Genomic DNA, 18,278 nt, shown 5'->3' on the forward strand with positions numbered 1-18,278 from the left:
ACTGGGCGACAACGGGAAACACGATGACGATGGAACCGATTGAAGACGTTGCAGAATTCATGAAGCAGAACGGACTCGTGCTGGTGACGGCCGAATCCTGCACCGCCGGGCTGATCGCGGCGCGGCTTGCGGACATTCCGGGCGCGGGCGCGCTGCTCGACTGCGCTTACGTGGTGTATTCGTGCGAAGCGAAGGAGCAGTGCCTCGGCGTGAAGCGGGAGACGATCGAACGCTTCAACCTGACGAGCGAAGAAGTCGCGCGCGAGATGGCGGCAGGAGCGCTGAAAAAAAGCGCGGCGAATCTCGCGATCGCGAACACCGGCGTCGCCGAAGCGGTCGACGATGAAACTCCGGCCGGGACGCAGTGCTTCGCGTGGGCGTTTCGCACCGGCAAAAACGACGACGGCGATCCGGCGATCTTCAGCGAAACGCATCGTTTTTCCGGCGGTCGCAACGAAGTCCGGGATGCCGGCGCACACTATGCGCTGATGCGTGTCCCGTATTATTTCGCCCGCCTGCGCGAATCGTCCTGAGCCCCGCCGTCGGGCCTTCGGGCGCGAGGCGGGCCGGACGAGCATTCACCGGACGGCGGGAGGCCCGAACATGCAAAATTCACCGCTGCACCACACCGATTTCAGGTTCGTGCTGCTCGAAGGCATTCACGCGACCGCGATCGAGACGCTCGCCACGAGCGGCTATTCGCGCGTCGATGCGCGGCCCGGCGCGCTGACCGGCGACGACCTCATCCATGCGATCGCCGACGCGGATTTCGTCGGCATCCGCTCGCGCACGCGGCTCACCGAGGAAGTGCTGACGCACGCCCCGAAACTGCTCGCCATCGGCTGCTTTTGCATCGGCACGAACCAGGTCGACCTCGACGCCGCGGCGCTGCTCGGCATCCCGGTGTTCAACGCGCCGTTCTCGAATACGCGCAGCGTCGCCGAGCTCGTGCTCGCCGAGATCGTCATGCTGATGCGCGGCATTCCGGAGAAAAACGCGCTGCTGCACCGCGGCGGATGGATGAAAAGCGCAAGCAATTCGTGGGAGATCCGCGGCAAGACGCTCGGCATTGTCGGCTACGGTCATATCGGCACGCAGGTCGGCGTGCTCGCCGAGCACTTCGGCATGAAAGTCGTGTACCACGACATCGAGGCCAAGCTGTCGCTCGGCAACGCGCATCAGCTGGGGTCGCTCGAAGCGCTGCTGGCAGTGTCGGACGTAGTCAGCCTGCACGTGCCTGAAACGCCGGCGACGCGCGACATGATCGACGCGACTCGCCTCGCCGCGATGAAGCCCGGCAGCTTCCTCATCAACGCGTCGCGCGGCACGGTCGTCGATATCGATGCGCTCGCCGATGCGCTCGCCGGGGGCCATCTGCTCGGCGCCGCGATCGACGTGTTCCCTGCCGAACCGAAGTCCAACGACGAAGCTTTCGTCTCCCCGCTGCTGCGCTTCGACAACGTCATCCTGACGCCGCACATCGGCGGCTCGACGGCCGAAGCGCAGGCGAACATCGGCCGCGAAGTCGCCGCCAAGCTCGCGCGCTATGCGAACAACGGATCGACGGTTTCGGCAGTGAATTTCCCCGAAGTGTCGCTGCCCGCGCACGAAGGCCAGTGCCGCGTCCTGCATATCCACCACAACGTCCCGGGCATGCTCGCGCGCATCAACGACCGGATTTCGAAAGCCGGGCTGAACATCGTCGCGCAGTACCTGCAGACGACCCAGCACGTCGGCTACGTCGTCATCGACGTCGAGGCCGAAGCGCGCCAGGTGGCGTTCGACGAACTCAACGCGATCGACGGGACGATACGCTGCCGCCTGATCTGCTGAGTTTCCGGCTTCTATCGGCCCGGTGCCGAGCCGAACTTTACCGCTCGCAACTTGCTCTACCGGCGAACAACAGGAGGAATACCGACATGATCAGGATTGCAGTGATTATTGGCAGCACCCGTCCCGGGCGCATTGGCGAGGCGGTCGCGAAATGGGTATTCGACATCGCTTCGAGACGGACCGATGCCCGGTTCGAGCTCGTGGATCTGAAGGACGCCAATTTGCCGCTGCTCGACGAGCCGGTACCGCCATCGAGGGGACAGTACAGCCAGCCCCACACGAAGGCGTGGGCGGCGAAAATCGATTCCTTCGATGGCTTCGTCTTCGTCACTCCCGAGTACAACCACGGCACGTCAGCTGCCCTGAAGAACGCCATCGACTACCTGTACAAGGAATGGAACAACAAGGTCGCCGCTTTCGTCAGCTACGGCAGCGCCGGTGGCGCCCGGGCGGTCGAGCACCTGCGGCTGGTCATGGCCGAAGTCCAGGTCGCCACAGTCCGTAACCAGGTGATGTTCTCGCTCTTCACTGACTTCGAAAACTTCAGCACTTTCAAGCCTGCTGCGCATCACGAGAAGTCTGTTAACGCGATGCTGGACCAGCTGGTGGCCTGGACTGGGGCGTTGCAGCCGTTGCGCGGCAAATAGCGGACTTGCCGGACGCGTTACGGAAGAAGCCTTGGGTCCGGGACCCGCGTTTTGCCGCGAACCGCCGCCCCAGCGCCATCAGCCGCTTTCAGTACAAGCGCTATCGCCACCGCGAGTCCTGCTAGCTGATTACTGAATTGCCCACGCCATGCCGAGACCTGCCGAACTCACGCACGCGCCCGATCTCGGGCTTGCCGGCCAAGTCGCCATCGTCACCGGCGCGAACTCCGGGATCGGGCGCGCATGCGCGCTTGCGCTCGGCCAGGCGGGGGCGACAGTGGTGGTCAATCACCTGCCGCGCAGCGCCAGCGCGGCAGCCGACGTGGTGACCGCGATCGAGCGCGACGGCGGCCGGGCCATGGCCTTCGCCGCCGACGTCAGCCGCGAATCAGACGTGCAGGCGATGTTCGCCGAAGCGGTCCAGCGCTTCGGCACGGTGCACATCCTGGTGAACAACGCCGGCGTGCAGCGCGGCGCGCCCTTTCAGGAGATGAGCCTCGAGCAGTGGCAGCAGGTCATCGACGTCAACCTCACCGGCCAGTTCCTGTGCGCGCGCGAGGCGGTGCGCGAGTTCCTGCGCCGAGGCATGCAGCCCGAGCGCTCCTGCGCGCTGGGCAAGATCATCTGCATCAGCTCGGTACACCAGCTCATCCCCTGGGCCTTCGAGGCCAACTACGCCGCCGCCAAAGGCGGCGTGATGCTGCTCATGCAGTCGCTCGCGCAAGAGCTCTCCTGCCAGCGCATCCGCGTCAATGCGGTGGCGCCCGGCGCCATCCGCACGCCGATCAACCGCTCGGTATGGGAGAACGACGACGCGCACGGCGAGCTCCTGAAGCTCATCCCCTACGGCCGCATCGGCGAACCCGAGGACATCGCCGAGGCGGTGCTGTGGCTCGCGTCCGACCTTTCCGACTACGTCGTCGGCACCACGCTCTTCGTCGATGGCGGCATGAGCCTTTATCCCTCGTTTCGCGGCAACGGCTGAGCCATGAGCAAGCCCATCGAAGACTACGGTTTCATCGGCAACACCTTTACCGGCGCGCTGGTCGCGCGAGACGGCTCGATCGACTGGCTTTGCCTGCCCCGCTTCGACAGCGACGCCTGCTTCGCCGCCGTGCTCGGCGACGAGGACAACGGCTCGTGGCAGATCGCGCCGGCCGCGCCGGTGCGGAAGGTCACCCGCCGCTACCGCCCCAACACTGCGATTCTCGAGACCACCTTCGAAACCGACGAAGGCCGGGTCACGCTGATCGACTTCATGCCCTTCACCGACGACGAGCACTACATCGATCTCGTGCGGCTGGTCCGTGGCGACGAAGGTCAGGTGCGCATGCGCCTGCGGCTGACTTTGCGCTTCGACTACGGCCGCACCATCCCGTGGGTGCGCCGTCACGACTATGGCATCAGCGCCGTAGCCGGCCCTTCTGCCCTGCAGCTGCGCACGCCGGTCGCGCTCAGCGGGGAGGATATGCATACCGTCGCCGAGTTCAGTGTCTGCGCGGGCGCCACGATCCCCTTCACGCTGGCCTACCATCCCTCGCACTGGGCGCCGCGCTCCGCCCCGGACGATGCGCGCCTCGAAGAGACGGCTCGGCGCTGGCGCGAGTGGACGGGACGCTGCGCGTATCCCGACCGCAAGGACAGCCCGTGGTACGAGGCGGTGACCCGCTCGCTGATCACGCTCAAGGCGCTCACTTTCACTCCCACCGGCGGCACCGTCGCCGCGCTGACGACCTCGCTTCCCGAACAGTTGGGGGGCGTGCGCAACTGGGACTACCGCTTCTGCTGGATCCGCGACGCCACCCTGACGCTCTACGCGCTGCTCACCTCGGGCTATCGCGACGAGGCTCTCGCCTGGCGAGAATGGCTGCTGCGGGCCGTGGCGGGCGATCCGAAGCAGCTGCAGATCATGTACGGTCTCGCCGGGGAGCGGCGCCTGACCGAGTTGGAGCTGCCCTGGCTGCCGGGCTACGAGGAGAGCCTCCCGGTGCGCGTGGGCAACCGCGCCTACGCTCAGCGCCAGCTCGACGTTCCCGGCGAGCTGATGGATACCGCGCACGTTGCGCGCAAGTTCCAGCTCGCGCCGAGCGAGCACGCGTGGCGCCTGCAAAAGACCATTCTGCGCCAGCTGGAGGAGGACTGGGACCAGCCCGACGAGGGGATCTGGGAGGTGCGCGGAGGCAAGCGCCACTTCACGCATTCGCGGCTGATGTGCTGGGTGGCGTTCGACCGCGGCGTCAAGGCGGTGGAAGGATTCGGGCTCGAAGGGCCGATCGGGCGCTGGCGTGCGATACGCGAACAGATTCACGACGATATCTGCCGCCACGGCTGGAACGAGGCCAAGCGCAGCTTCGTGCAGTACTACGGCGGCGGCGCGCTCGATGCCTCGTTGCTGCTGATGGCCCAGGTCGGGTTCCTGCCCGCCGCGGATCCTCGTTTCGCAAGCACGGTCGAGGCGATCGAGCGGGAATTGCGGGTGGATGGGCTGGTGCTGCGCTACCGCCCGGAGGAGACGCCGGATGGGCTGGAGGGCGATGAGGGGGCGTTTCTCGCCTGCAGCTTCTGGCTCGTCGATGCCTACCTAATGCTCGGCCGTCGCGATGACGCGCTCGCCTTGTTCGAGCAGCTGCTTGCGCTGCGCAACGATCTTGGCCTGCTGGCCGAGGAATACCACCCCCGGACGAAGCGCCAGTTGGGGAACTTCCCGCAGGCCTTCTCCCACATCGCGCTGATCAACTCCGCCCACAACCTGGTTTCGGCCGATGGGCCGGCCGAGAACCGAGCCGACCACCTTCCGCCCAGACCCTGATTCGATTGCGTCGCCACGGTCCGAAAACGCTTCCATCGACGTTCGGCATCCGCGAGGAGCGCCGCGAGTTCGCCGTCGACCCGCTCGCGTCACTCCGCACAGGGATCCTTTGGCCGGATCCCGTGTCGGTCACGGCCTTCCCGGGTCACGCGCCTTCTTTCTTCGCCTCGTCGCCCCGTGCGGGAGTTTCGGGAGTCTTCGGCGCGACCGGGTCGCGCTTCGGGGACACGGCCGGCGGGTCGCTTGCCGGAAAGCTCTCTTCGCTCGACTCGTCGATCAGATCCTCGACGTGCGAATCCTTCGGCTTATGCACCGAAGGATCGGTGCAGGCGGGTTCCCGTTCTGTACTGGCCATTTAAATCTCCTTGTCGACCACGGTGAAGACGTATCGATACGACGCCGGGCGCGTCGGGGGGTTCCTGCGCATCATCAAACCCGAGGGATGCGGTCGCTCAGGGGCGGTCGACGTCTTCGGTGCCGGCCCGGATTTCGATCTGGCGCAGCACCGAAAGCACGATCCACGTGATCACGGTCGCCGCGATCGCAACGCCGAAACGCCCCAGCCCGATCGTCACGCCGATCGCGGACGTCATCCATATCCCCGCCGCGGTCGTCAGCCCGCGGATGTTGTTTTCCCGTTCGCGCTTCAGGATCGCGCCTGCGCCGAGGAAACCGATGCCGGTGATCAGCCCCTGGATGACGCGCGACATTCCTGAACTGTCCATGCCGCCTTCCACCGCCGAGATGACGAACAGCGTCGAGCCGGCGGCAACGAGAATATGTGTGCGCAACCCGGCAGCCTTTCCTGCGCGTTCGCGCTGCATGCCGATGACGGCGCCGCACAACAGCGCAACCATCAGCCGCAGCATGGGCCTGACGAGTTCCTGGAACCCGCCCAGTCCGGCAGTAAGTTCGGCGAGGATCGTATCCAAGACGGCCTCCGGGGCCCCGCGGATGCGCGGCGCGCGGAAAGTCGTGCAGCCCGCAGGCGCGTGGCACGCACCGACGAGCAATTGCGGTGCCCTGGGCCGCCCTCGGCCGGACCGATCCTCAACGCGGCCGCAAAAGCGACGGCGGTTCCGGGTCGGGCGCGCGTGGCCCGAGCTTCAGCGCGTCGCGCTCCGCCTCGCGCGCTTCTCGCGCCAGCGCGCGCAAGCACAGTGCGACGGTGCCGGCGAACACCTCGTCGTACCACGGAAACGCGCCGCTCGCGGCGACGACGATGCCGTCGAGACACACGCCGCCGGCGAGCAGCGTGTCGCCGGTGCGCAGCAGGTGCGGGAACTGCTGCTGCAGGACCCGGCCGTCCCTGCCGGTCAGCCAGCTCAGCCGCGCCTTCGCGCGCGCGAACGCCGCGTAATCGGCGTCCCACGCGGCGCGATCGCCGAACGCGTGCTCGTGCAGGATTGCGTCCTCGAACGCCACGCTGCCGGACGGCCGGCACGGGTCCATGACGACGATGTGGAGAAAGCCGCTGCCGACGACGCTGCGGTCGCGCATCGCGTGCTCGATCATCGGCGCCGCCAGCGCGATCGCGCGGCGGGCCGCGGCAGGCGTGAGGTAGTGGCTACCGGCACCGGGGGTGACGGGCGCGTCTTCATTCAGTGTCGTCATGTCGGGCTGCTCCGGGGTGGGGTTACGGGGGAAGCGCGTGGACTGCCGCCAAGGTGGCCGGTCAGGGCGGCGGCTCGAGAGCCGGTGGCGCAGGCGCATCGCGCCGTCCGGCAAGGTTCGCGATCACGGCGACGAGCTCGTCGGCATCGACCGGCTTGGCGATGCACACCTGGAACCCGGCGAGCATCGCGCGCATGCGGTGATCGCCGCGATACGCGCCCAGCGCAATCGCGGGCAGCCGCTCGGCGAGGCCGAACCCGTGCTCGACCTCGAAGCGACGCAACTGCCGGATCACCTCGTAGCCGTCCTCGTCGCCGAGCGCGACGTCGCAGACCAGGATGTCCGGCCATCGGGAACGCGGCAGCGCGAACAGCCCCTGGAGCGCCGCAGCGCCGGACCGGTTGGAGCGCGACAACGCGCCGTGACGATTCAGCAGGGCCTCGAGCTGCGCCCGTATTTCGGCGCTGTCATCGACGACCAGCACGTTGATTCCCGAGATCGACGGCGCCGCGAGCGCCGGAGGGCCGGGGACAGCGGCTTCGCCGGACTCCGCGGCGGCGACGCCGATCGCCGGGGTCACCCGCAGCGGAAACTCGACGATCGCCCGAACGTCCCCATCCGGGTCGCGCCGCAGCTCGATCGTGCCGTGGTGCTGCTCGACGATCGCGCGAATCGCCGTCAGGTCGAGCGGCGGGACTCCGGCAGCGGGCGAGGCTTGCGCGTCGGCCGTTTTCCCGGCGTGGATGAAGCTCACGCGCAGGCGCTCGCCGACACGCTCGATGCGCCACTCGGCGCGACCTCCCGGCGGCGTCGAGGCGATCGCGTTCTCGGCCAGCGCCCACATCACCTGCTGCAGCAGCCCCGGGTCGCCGGTGATGCGCACCGGATCGGCGGTGATCGTGCTGTAGAAACCGATGCCGCGCGCGTCGATCGCGGCGCGCAGCCCGTCGACGACGCCGGCGAGCAGCGCGACGAGGTTGATCTGCTGCGTCGCGAGGCCCCGCTCGGCGCGCTCGACTTCCTGCTGCTGGCGCTGCAGCTGCCACAGTTGCGCGTAAATTCCGCCCTGGCGCAGCAGGTGGTCGTGCGAGCCGCGCTCGACGACGCGGCCGTGTTCGAGCACGAGGATCTCGTCCGCGTCGACGACCGTCGACAGGCGGTGCGCGATGATCAGCGTCGTGCGCGTCTTCGCCAGCCGGTCGAGCTCGTCCTGGATCGCCCGCTCGGAGCGCGTGTCGAGCGCCGAGGTCGCTTCGTCGAACACCAGGATCGACGGATTCTTGAGGATCGCGCGCGCGATCGCGATGCGCTGCTTTTCGCCGCCCGACAGCATCACCCCGCGTTCGCCGACTTCGGTGTCGTACTGGTTCGGCAACGCCGAAATGAAGTCGTGCACGTGGGCGGCTTTCGCCGCGTCGATCACTTCGGCGAGCGAGGCGCCCGGGCGTCCGTAGGCGATGTTGTACGCGACGGTGTCGTTGAACAGGATCGTGTCCTGCGGCACGACCCCGAGCGCCGCGCGCAGGCTGCGCAGCGAGACTTCGCGGATGTCGACGCCGTCGATCAGAATGCGCCCGCCGCCGACGTCGTAGAAGCGGAACAGCAGCCGTGCCAGCGTCGATTTGCCCGAGCCGCTGCCGCCGACGACCGCCACGGTGCCGCCCGGCGAGATCGTGAAGCTGACGTCCCACAGGATCTGCCGGTTCGCCTCGTAGCCGAAATCGACGTGCTCGAAGCGCACCTCGCCGCGCGACACCGCGAGGTCCGCGGCCTGCGCCACTTCGCCGATCTCGGGCTTCTGTTCGAGCAGGCGCAGCATCTTCTCGGCGTTGACCGCCGCGTCGCGGGTCTGGCGAAAGACGAAACCGAGCGAGTTCAGCGGTAGGCAGATCTGGATCACGTAGGCGTTGACCAGCACCAGGTCACCGACCGTCATCGTGCCCTGCACGACGTTCTGCGCCGCGAGCAGCATCACGACGGCGACACCGACCGCGATGATCGCACTCTGGCCGATGTGCAGCATCGACAGCGCCTTCTGGTTCTTGACGCCGACGTCCACCCAGTCGTCGAGGATGGTGCCGAAGCGCTGCTGCTCGTAGCGCTCGTTGGTGTAGTACTTGACCGTCTCGTGGTTCAGCAGGCTGTCGACGAGCCGGCCGTTCGCGCTCGAGTCCAGTTCGTTGAGCGCACGCTGATAGATCGCCCGGCGCTCGGTGAACAGCACCGTGAAGCTCGAATACACGAGAAAAGTCGCGAGAACGACGCCGGTGAACCAGTCGCTGTAGTTGAGAGTCATGATCACGATGACCGCGATGATCTCGACCATCGTCGGCAGGATCGTGAACAGCCCGACACCCAGCAAAAAACCGATGCCCGCCGTGCCGCGCTCGACGTCGCGCGTGACGCCGCCCATGCGGCGCTTCGCATGGAAACGCGAGCTGAGGCGGTGCAGATGCTGGAACACGTCGAGGAGGAATCCCGACACCGTCTTCTGCGTGACGAGCACGAACACGACGTCGCGCACTTCGCTGAAGAACGTGCCGAGAAAGCGCAGCAGCGCGTAGCCGAGCAGCAGGAAAACCGGCAGGACGGCGACCGGTGCGGCGCCGAGGTTGTCGATGATCGCTTTCAGCGCCAGCGGCACGGCGACGACGGCGAGTTTCGACAGGACGACCAGACCCAGCGCCGCAGCGGTGCGCTGCGGATAGCGGAACACTGCTGCCGACAGCAGGCGCAGGACGAAGCCGCGCGTCGACGGCGGTGAGGAAGTTCTCATCGGCGCAACGATCCCGTGAAGGGCGCCCGTGCTGCGGGAGACTGATCGTTCGGCAAAAAACAGGGCCGGGGCGAAATCCGCCGCCGGCCCTGCCTCCGTGCTGCCGTGGATGGATCAGTGGCTCGGACCCTGCCAGTAGTTCTGCTGGCCGTAATAGGCATGTATTTCACTTGCCCACGTGGGATCGGCCATGCTCGGCCAGTGGTCCTTGTCGAACCCCGGAGCGTTCCTGAGTCGTTCGGCGTCGACGTCGAGAATGAAGCACTTGCGGTCCGTGTCGAGCGTCAGGGCGCCCCACGGAATCGCGAAGAGCTTGCGACCGAGGCCGAGGAAACCGCCTGTGGACAGCACCGCATACGCGACCCGGCCGCTCTGCACGTCGATCATGATCTCCTTGATGTTGCCCAGGTCTTCGCCGGCGCGATTGACGACGTCATCGCCTTCGAGCGTGCTTGCCGCCATGACTTCGGGGCCGGGTCCGCTGGAGTCTTCGATTCCCGAACCGACGATGCCGGCCTTTTGAGTGCTGGGGGTCCCGGGAGGATTGATGCTTGCCATGTCATTGCTCCTTTTGGATGAAGGTTCCACGATGAAGACGACCGGGCACCACCAACGACGCCCGGCCGGCCCTGCTCACTCCCTGCTTTGTCCTTTCGACTCGCCGGAGGAGCTTCCTCGTCCGCCCGAATCGCCCGGCTCCGACTGCCCGGATACCGGTCGCCCGGACGAAGCTCCGGTTTCCTGCGCTCCCCTCGCCGACGACGCCTCGGAGCCGCCGAACGCTTGCGCTTCGGGCGGAGGCTCCGGAGCGCGGATGCGCAGGTGGTTTTCAATATCCTTGACGCCCCAGCAGCTGTCCGCGACGTCTTCGATCACGTGCTTCATGTAGCGCTCGGGAACAGTCCCTTCCAGCGTCACGCAACCGTCCGAAACATTCACCGCGACCTCGCTGACGTCGAGCGACTGGTCCTGCAGCAGGCGCTCGCAGACGACTTCGCGCAGGCGCTCGTCGGAGCGCGAATAGCCTTTCGGCCCTTGGCGTGTGCGTCCGACATCGCTCCACAGCGGCATGCCGCGGTATTGCGGGGTGCGACTGTACGACGGGCTGCCGACACGGGGAATTTCCTGGTCCTGGGTCCACTGGCCTTGCGACGAGCCATAGTCGCCTGCGCCGAAGCCACCGCGCACCCCGCCCTGCTGAAACTGACCCATCACGGGATCCACCGCTCCGTACTCCGCGTCTCCGGAACTCCCGTGATACGGCCGGTTGCCGCCGTACCCACCCCCACCGACGCTTCCGCCGGGGTTGCCCCTGCGCCAGCCCTGCAGGTTCGGGTCCTGGCCGGACCGCCCGTATTCCTGGCTGGTGCGCCCGCCGAACGAGCCTTCACGCACCGAGCCATAGCCCCCCGCCGAACCGCCATCGTCAAACCCCTGCTGGCCGCCCTGAAGCTGCTCGGGCTGAGGCGACCGGCTGCCCTGACCCTGCCCGTACACGTCCGGAGGTCTGCCATAACTTGGCCCCGGCATGCTGCCGCGCCCGCGTTGTTCGCGCCGGGGCTGTTCGTAATGCTGTTGCGTGGGCTGCGAACGATGTCGTTTCATCACATGCTCCTTCTGGGCGGTTGGCGAGCTGCCGGTGAGACGTCTTGCCCCGGCCACCCTGTTCCCTCTTCCGTCGAGAGTGGCAAACGCCGTGCCTTGCAGGAGCCCGTTCGCGACGACCCGATCGGCCGGCGCATCAGGCAAGACGTTGCAACGATTACAGCGGGATGTAGTTATAAGGCGGCAATCAAATACAAGCGTTACACGTGGCAACCGTCGCAACGCTCACAACCGTCCCAACCGTTACAACCGTTCGCCCCGGCCCTTCGACTTCGCTCAGGACAGGCTTGTCGAAGGGCGCTGACACAACCCGTTCGCCCTGAGCTTGTCGAAGGGCGCTGCCGCGGGCTTCTACAGATTTATCCCGCGCAACGCCGAAAGGCTCGGCCTGCACGGGCATCTGGCTGCCGAGTCATTAGGGGCGCCCAGCGGGCGCGGCAAAAGGTCACGCGGCCGACGCTTGCGGGCGTTGCGCGTCGCGATCCGCGACGTCGAGCGTCGCGGCGATCGTTTCGATCAGGATCCGCGCGTCGATCGGTTTGCCGACGCACTCCTGAAAGCCGGCGAGTTCGAAGCGGGTACGGTCGAGGCGGCTCAAGGCGGTCACCGCGACGGCCGGGATGAACGGCAGCGACGCGAGCTCGCGCACGCGCTGCAAGACGCTGAAGCCGCTGTCACCGGGCATCGCGATATCGAGCAGCAGGATCGCCGGCAGGCGGACCGCGTCCGCCCGGCCGAGCACCGCCAGCAGCTCGGCCCCGGAACTGAAGGTGCGCACGCGCGCGCCGGCCTGCGACAGGATCATTGACATCACTTCGCGCGTGTCCGCCTCGTCATCGACCACCAGCGCTTCGACACCTTCGAGCGCAGTGCGCGGCGGGCGGCCTTCCCGCGCTTCGAGCGACTCGCCCGGCACGGCATCCTGTACCAGCCCGGGCAGTTCCACGGTGAACACCGATCCGCAGCCCGCGCCGCCACTCTCGACCCGCACGCTGCCGCCGTGGAGTTCGACGAGGTTGCGCACCAGCGCAAGCCCGATGCCGAGGCCTTGATGGCGACGCGTCATCGACGTGTCAGCCTGGCTGAAGCGGTCGAACACGTGGGGCAGGAAGTCGGCTTCGATGCCGACTCCGGAATCCGCAACCGACAAGATCACCGACGTCTCACCCTGGGTCAGGCGCACTTCGACCCAGCCCTCTTCAGGCGTGAACTTCAGGGCGTTTGCAAGCAGGTTGATGACGATCTGCTGCAGCCGGTCGTGATCGCCGTTGATCGTTAGCACCGGACGATCGGTATGGAAGCGCAGCTCGATCCGTTTCGCCTTCGCGGTGTCCCACGAAAGGTCGATCGCCGCATGGATGATATCGACGAGATTGACGCGGCGGCAGTTCAGTTCGAGCTTGCCGCTGATGATCCGCGACGTGTCGAGGAGGTCATCGATCAGCCGCGCCTGGTGGTTGATGTTGCGCTTGATCGCCTCGGCCGCGCGCAGCACGGTCGCGGGTTCGAGGTTGCTCGACGCGGTAAGCACCTGGCTCCAGCCTTTGAGCGCGTTCAGCGGCGAACGCAGCTCGTGCGACACGATCGCGAGGAACTCGTCCTTCGCGCGGTTGGCGCGTTCGGCCTCGCCGCGCAGGCGGTGTTCGGCGACGAGCAGCTGTTCGAGCTCGCGCTGCGCACGCTTGCGCTCGGTGATGTCCTTGGATACGCCGACGAGCCCGAAGACGTGCCCTTGCGAGTCGCGCAGCGGAGACTTCGTCACGAGGAAAGTGCGCGTGCCGGCGCGCGTCGTGCGCGTTTCCTCGACGACGATCGGCCGGCGCATCTCGATGACGCGGCGGTCGTTCTCGAGGATGCGGCGCATTTCCTCAGAGTCGCCGAAAAGGCTCTCTTCCTTGTGACCGACGACCTGCGCGCGGCTCAGCCCCATCGCCTGCAACGCGGCCGGGTTGACCATCATGATGCGCCCTTCGCGGCTTTTCGCGACGATCAGCTCCGGTGTGCTCGCGGCGATCGTGCTCAGCAGCGTCGTGCTCTCGCGCAGCACCGACATCGTCCGTTCCAGCGCGCGCGTGCGGTCGCCGACGCGCCGGTCGAGGGCCGCGTAAGCCTGCCGGTCGGCATGTTCCCGCGCCCGATGGGCACGGGCGTCGCGCAGCACCAGCACGCCGCCGCTGATCCCGCCTTTCCAGTCGCGGATCGGCGTCGCGGTCGCCTCCACCGCACGCACGCTGCCGTCGCGCACGCGCAGCGCCGGTTCGCCGCTGATCGTCACCTGGCGGAGCTCCGAAAACGCCCTCGCGAACGGCGACCCCATCGGCTGATCCGTCGCTTCATCGACGAGCATGACGAGCTCCTGCAGATCCCGGCCGATCGCGTCGGCGACCTTCACATCGAGCAATGTCTCCGCCGCCGGGTTGAGGAACCCGACGCGCATCTCGTTATTGACGGTGATGACCGCATCCTCGATCGTCGCCAGCGTGACCTCGAGCCACTGCTGCTGCGTGTTCGCGCGGAGCTCGGCGATCGAACGGTCGGTATTCATCTCGTCGAGCCGGGTGGCGGTCCACAGGATCAGGACCGTGCACGCGACGATCATCGCGACCGCCACGACCCCTTCGCTCTCGATCACGCCGAACCATCCGAAGCGCTGACCCAGGGCCTGCAGCCAACCGGCCAAGAGCGGCACGGCGACCGCGACCGGCAGCAGGCGGCGGAAAATCACCGCGCCGGGCGAGTCGTGCTCGAGCAGCTGCATGAAGCGCGGCGGCGGATTCCTCAACAGCAGGCTGAAGCTCGTGATCAGCAGCGCCAGCGCCACCGGCAGCGCGATGCCGACCGAAGGAATCGCGAGATTGAGGCGGACAAGGTGAAAAGTCAGCCCGACCACCGCGACCAGCGCGACGCCGCCGACGGCCACGGCAAGCAGCCGCGAGGCCGCGACCAGGCGGGGCTCGCCCAACGGCGCGAGCGCGAGGGCTGCAGCAAGGAGGAAATAGGTGCTTGCGGTCCCAACGGCCGGTCCGGAAGGGGCATAAATGGATCCCGGCTCGGCCGTTGGCAGCAGCGGCGACAGGACCATGCCGACCGGGTCCGGTCCGAGCGTCAGCGCCATCACCGACATCAGCGCGACGGCAAGAGCTGCCGCACCGACAGTGAAACGAGCGCGCGCGGCCGGCGCATGCTCGAGCTCGCGCAGCGCGAATGCGATGAACAGAAGCTTGACGATGCTGGTTGGCATGAACGGCACCGACTCCACGCCCAACGTCGCCAGAGCAGGCCTGCCGACGAACCATCCGACCGCGCCGATCAGCGCCAGCACTACGACTGCGGGGCTCGCGTACGCGGACAATTGCTGGAGTCGCATGCCCCAGTCGCTCGGTACCCGTTCCGCACTTGCGGGAAGAAAGACGCTATCGCCCATTCGCGTCCTTATCGACATGTTCAGTCATCTGCACCTCCCAACCGGAGCGGCCCCACCTCCGGCATTGCGTCCACCCGGGCAAAACGACCGTACCTTCTTCGATCGCCCCTCGCGGACGAAAACGCCTGCCCCGGCTGAGAGCAAATCAGGTCATTCGGCTCACGCAGAATATGACCGCGATCCGCTGCCGGTGTTCTTTTTTGCAAACAATTACCGTTTTGGAACTGGGCGCGGCACTTGATAGGGAGGTGACGCAGATCCGGCTGCGCCGAACGGAGGAGGTCTGAGCGCGCCTTGTTGACGCACCCATCCCATCACGTGCGGCACTGCGGCCCATGGGTTGCCGTAGCGCCAGCGCAACGCCGACAGCGCCAGGCCCGTCGCCACGGCGAGAAAACCCTTGCGTACCGGCGCTCCCGCTTCCTGACGGCGAGGACGTCGCCGCAACACGTTGCCGACGACAAACCCCGTCAGCAACGCTGCGCTCAGGCCACGCGGGGACGCGACTTCGCTGCGCACGTGGCCGCGCCACGCGTCGAACTGGGCGTCCAGCAATCGACGCTCCAGCGCGACGCGCGCTTCGGCTTCCGCGAGCGATCTTCCAGGTGTGTTCATGGTATGTCTCCGCGTGCCGGCTCGCCCTCGACCTGCCGCAGCGTCGCCGCCAGCGGTGGATTGCGCTTGAGCTGACGCCATAACCACAGCCCTGCCAGCGCGGCCGCGGCGACGTTGATCAGACCCGCAGACGCCAGCACTCCCGGCCACGAAACACCATCGGCGAGCAGCCAGCCGGCCACCGCGACGACGAACGCGAGCCACGCCGTCACGACCAGCACCGCCGCGACGATCGCAACGCACAGCACTTCGATGATCTGGTGCACCGCGTGACGGGCGTCGACGACGACCAGCGATGCATACGCTTTGGCCAGACTCTTGACCCGCCGCAACAGGCCCGGCAGCGAAGGGTCTGCCGGACCTGTTTCGTACGTTCCCGTCGCCATCATCGACTCCGGCTCGCGGGGCGATCAGTGCGACGTGAAGCGGCTGAACAGTATCCCCACTCCGACCGCGATCATCACCGATGCGACCGGATGGCGTCTGACGCATTCCCGGGCGCCTTCCAGCATCTGCTCCTGCGTCGCCATCCATTCCTGGCCTTTTTCCCCGGCGTGGCGCAACGTCGAAGACGCGGCACCGGCGAAACGATCGACCGCCTCGTGGGCCGTGCTCGACAGGTGCTCTATTTTCTCCGCTCCCTTCTCCGCGCTCCCGGCCATCGTGCCTTGCATACCCGTTGTAGTGTTTTCCATTCTGGGTTCTCCTTTGAGTGATCTGCCGAAGCCCGTTGCCGAAGCAAAGCCGCTGGCGTACTTTCGATAGCAAACCGCGTGCCCGGGCGAAGTGACGGTCAGGACGGTCAGCGCCGACGCTCGTCTTCGCGCGGGTCGCGGTTCGTCGCCTCCGACGTGTCGGGCGGCACGTCGGCACCGGGCGAGCGTTCCGGCGGCACACCCGGGCCCGGAACGTCCGACGGGATACCACGCCCGGTCGTGTCGCGCAGCCCGCGACGGATGTCGCGCGCTGCCTGTTCGATCACCTTGCGCGGCAATTTGTCTTCCGGCTCGGGCCGATCAGGCGACTCGTCCCGTTCGTGCGGCAACGGCATCTCGTCGGGGAGCGGAGGACGGGCGAGGTTCGTGTCTTCGGCATCGGGGACCGGATAACCCGGACTGGATGGCTCCGCCGGCCGGGGCTTGGCCGGGTCGCGCCTGTTTTCCTTGCTCATTGGCACACCTCCGCGGAAGTTAGCGTGTTCTTCCTGCAAGCAGATTTCATGCAGGGGGAAAACGCGTTGCACCACAGGAAATGCAATGCGGATGGCCAGTAAGACTTACGCCAGGCGGTAAGACTTACATCGAAGCAGCGTGCTTCGCCGCTGCTGCCTCACTGCACCCCGTTGGCCGAAGGACGGCTCTCCTCGTCCTCGGCCGGCCCGCCCGCAAACTCCTCGGCATCCTCTTCGTCATAGAGATCCTCCTTGCCGGCGTTATAGACGGCGAGGCGGTTATACAGCGTCTTGAGGCTGATGCCGAGCATCTCCGCCGCCTTGCGCTTGACGTTGCCGCATTCCATCAGCGTGGCCTCCATGACCCTGCGGTTGACTTCGTCGAGCGGCGTGCCGACACGGATCGTGATCACCGAACTGTTCGACTTCTGCAGGAGATTCTCCGGCGCGTTATCCGGTTCGATGACGTCGTCGGCGAGGATGAAAGCGCGATGGACGTAGTTCTTCAGCTCGCGCACGTTGCCCGGCCAGTTGTGCGCATAGAGCGCCGCGAGCGCCGCCGGCGAGAAACGCTTGTTCGTCTGCTCCTGCGCGTTGAGTTCGGCGAGGAAATGTTCCGCGAGCAGTTCGATGTCGGTGCCGCGTTCGCGCAACGGCGGCAGGTAGATCGGGAACACGTTGAGGCGGTGGTAGAGGTCTTCGCGCATGCGGCCCTCGGAGACCGCTTTTTGAGGCGAACGGTTCGTCGCGGCGATCAGCCGCACGTCCGTCGCGATGTGTTCGTTCGTGCCGACGCGCATGAACGTGCCGGTCTCGAGTACGCGCAGCAGCTTCACCTGCAGCTCCGGGCGCATCTCGGTGACTTCATCGAGGAACAGCGTGCCGCGGTTGGCCCGTTCGAAAAATCCGTGATGTTGGCGGTCGGCGCCGGTGAAACTGCCTTTCTCGTGGCCGAACAGCTCGCTCTCGACAAGCTGGGGCGACACGGCACCGCAGTTGAGCGGCAGGAAGGGGTGGCGCTTGCGCCGACTCAGGTCATGGATGCTCTGCGCGACCACTTCCTTGCCGGTGCCGCTTTCGCCGATCAGCAGCACCGACGCCGAAGTCGGCGCGACCCGCGAGAGCTGGTCGTACAGCCGGTGCATCGGCGGTGAGCTGCCGAGGAGGTGGCCGAAGCGCCCGAGCTTGCGCAGTTCGCTGCGCAACTCGCCGATTTCCTGGCGGAAATGTTCCGCTTTCGGAATCCGCTGCAAAATGCCGCGCAGGCGTTCGATGTCGACCGGCTTGACGAGGTAGTCGGTGGCGCCGGAGCGCAGCGCATCGATTGCAGTCTCGACGCTCGCGTGCCCGGTGATGACGACCACTTCCGTGGTGTCGCGCGATTCGAGCTCGTTGAGGATTTCGATCCCTTGCCCGTCCGGAAGCATCAGGTCGGTGAGCACGACATCGGGCGTCGAACGGGTGAGATGAATGCGCGCGGCGCGCAACGAATCGGCGGTGGCCACGGTGTAGCCTTCGCCCTTGATGAACTCGGTGAGCCAGCCCAGAGATTCCGGGTCATCATCGACCAGCAGTACGTTCGACATTTCTCCTCCGAGGCACGACGCCGTTCAACCGGCAGTCAGTTAAAACCGTTCGCCCTGAGCTTGAAGGGTGCCACCAGGACAACCGTTCGCCCTGAGCTTGTCGAAGGGCACCGCCAGGGCTGCGACAAGCCTGTCCTGAGCGAGGCCGCAGGGCTCAGCCCGAACGGTATTTGGGCGCCGTGTTAATAGGTTAACAAC

The 18,278-nt window shown here is 66.6% G+C and carries 17 protein-coding genes; 5 read left to right on the plus strand and 12 right to left on the minus strand.

Features of this window, described 5'->3' with window-relative positions:
- Positions 1-29: 29 nt before the first annotated feature.
- From PA01_01350 to PA01_01370, 5 genes are all read left to right on the plus strand, one after another.
- Positions 30-533: a CinA family protein gene (locus PA01_01350; protein KON82221.1), complete on the plus strand. Its 504-nt coding sequence runs from the start codon at positions 30-32 to the stop codon at positions 531-533.
- Positions 534-603: 70 nt separating this feature from the next.
- Complete coding sequence (gene serA, locus PA01_01355; GenBank protein ID KON80477.1) at positions 604-1,833, plus strand: phosphoglycerate dehydrogenase; 1,230 nt, start codon at positions 604-606, stop codon at positions 1,831-1,833.
- Positions 1,834-1,919: 86 nt separating this feature from the next.
- The gene (locus PA01_01360; protein ID KON80478.1) at positions 1,920-2,480 is read left to right on the plus strand and encodes an NAD(P)H-dependent oxidoreductase; all 561 of its coding nucleotides are present in this window, start codon (positions 1,920-1,922) and stop codon (positions 2,478-2,480) included.
- A gap of 148 nt (positions 2,481-2,628) precedes the next feature.
- Positions 2,629-3,465: an SDR family oxidoreductase gene (locus tag PA01_01365; GenBank protein KON80479.1), complete on the plus strand. Its 837-nt coding sequence runs from the start codon at positions 2,629-2,631 to the stop codon at positions 3,463-3,465.
- Positions 3,466-3,468: 3 nt separating this feature from the next.
- The gene (locus PA01_01370) at positions 3,469-5,289 is read left to right on the plus strand and encodes a glycoside hydrolase family 15 protein (GenBank protein ID KON80480.1); all 1,821 of its coding nucleotides are present in this window, start codon (positions 3,469-3,471) and stop codon (positions 5,287-5,289) included.
- A 145-nt stretch (positions 5,290-5,434) separates the two neighbouring features.
- Here PA01_01370 and PA01_01375 read toward each other — a convergent pair whose 3' ends face one another.
- From PA01_01375 to PA01_01425, 12 genes are all read right to left on the minus strand, one after another.
- Positions 5,435-5,644, minus strand: coding sequence for a hypothetical protein (locus PA01_01375; protein ID KON80481.1), 210 nt, complete (start codon positions 5,642-5,644; stop codon positions 5,435-5,437).
- 97 nt (positions 5,645-5,741) lie between these two features.
- On the minus strand, positions 5,742-6,221 hold the full coding sequence (locus PA01_01380; GenBank protein KON82222.1) for an MgtC/SapB family protein: 480 nt from the start codon (positions 6,219-6,221) through the stop codon (positions 5,742-5,744).
- 118 nt (positions 6,222-6,339) lie between these two features.
- Positions 6,340-6,903, minus strand: a complete 564-nt coding sequence (locus PA01_01385) for a hypothetical protein (protein KON80482.1) — start codon at positions 6,901-6,903, stop codon at positions 6,340-6,342.
- 61 nt (positions 6,904-6,964) lie between these two features.
- Entirely contained in the window at positions 6,965-9,679 is a 2,715-nt protein-coding gene (locus PA01_01390; protein KON80483.1) for an ATP-binding cassette domain-containing protein, read from the minus strand.
- A gap of 114 nt (positions 9,680-9,793) precedes the next feature.
- Entirely contained in the window at positions 9,794-10,237 is a 444-nt protein-coding gene (locus PA01_01395; GenBank protein ID KON80484.1) for a PRC-barrel domain-containing protein, read from the minus strand.
- 75 nt (positions 10,238-10,312) lie between these two features.
- Entirely contained in the window at positions 10,313-11,284 is a 972-nt protein-coding gene (locus PA01_01400; protein ID KAI5913004.1) for a BON domain-containing protein, read from the minus strand.
- 445 nt (positions 11,285-11,729) lie between these two features.
- Complete coding sequence (locus PA01_01405; GenBank protein ID KON80485.2) at positions 11,730-14,651, minus strand: PAS domain-containing protein; 2,922 nt, start codon at positions 14,649-14,651, stop codon at positions 11,730-11,732.
- A 267-nt stretch (positions 14,652-14,918) separates the two neighbouring features.
- Complete coding sequence (locus PA01_18430; GenBank protein ID KAI5913005.1) at positions 14,919-15,323, minus strand: hypothetical protein; 405 nt, start codon at positions 15,321-15,323, stop codon at positions 14,919-14,921.
- Positions 15,320-15,709 (minus strand): phage holin family protein, encoded by a 390-nt coding sequence (locus PA01_01410; protein ID KON80486.1) that lies wholly within the window; start codon positions 15,707-15,709, stop codon positions 15,320-15,322. The genes PA01_18430 and PA01_01410 overlap by 4 nt, the downstream gene beginning before the upstream one ends.
- Positions 15,710-15,733: 24 nt before the next feature.
- On the minus strand, positions 15,734-16,018 hold the full coding sequence (locus PA01_01415; GenBank protein ID KON82223.2) for a hypothetical protein: 285 nt from the start codon (positions 16,016-16,018) through the stop codon (positions 15,734-15,736).
- Between the two features lie 107 nt (positions 16,019-16,125).
- A complete protein-coding gene (locus PA01_01420) occupies positions 16,126-16,494 on the minus strand; it encodes a hypothetical protein (GenBank protein ID KON80487.1) in 369 nt (122 codons plus the stop codon).
- Between the two features lie 158 nt (positions 16,495-16,652).
- Positions 16,653-18,080 carry a sigma-54 dependent transcriptional regulator gene (locus PA01_01425; GenBank protein ID KON80488.1) on the minus strand — a complete coding sequence of 476 codons (1,428 nt, stop codon included), beginning with the start codon at positions 18,078-18,080 and terminating at the stop codon, positions 16,653-16,655.
- Positions 18,081-18,278 lie beyond the last annotated feature (198 nt).

This window comes from Azoarcus sp. PA01 (assembly GCA_001274695.2).
Classification (GTDB): domain Bacteria; phylum Pseudomonadota; class Gammaproteobacteria; order Burkholderiales; family Rhodocyclaceae; genus Aromatoleum.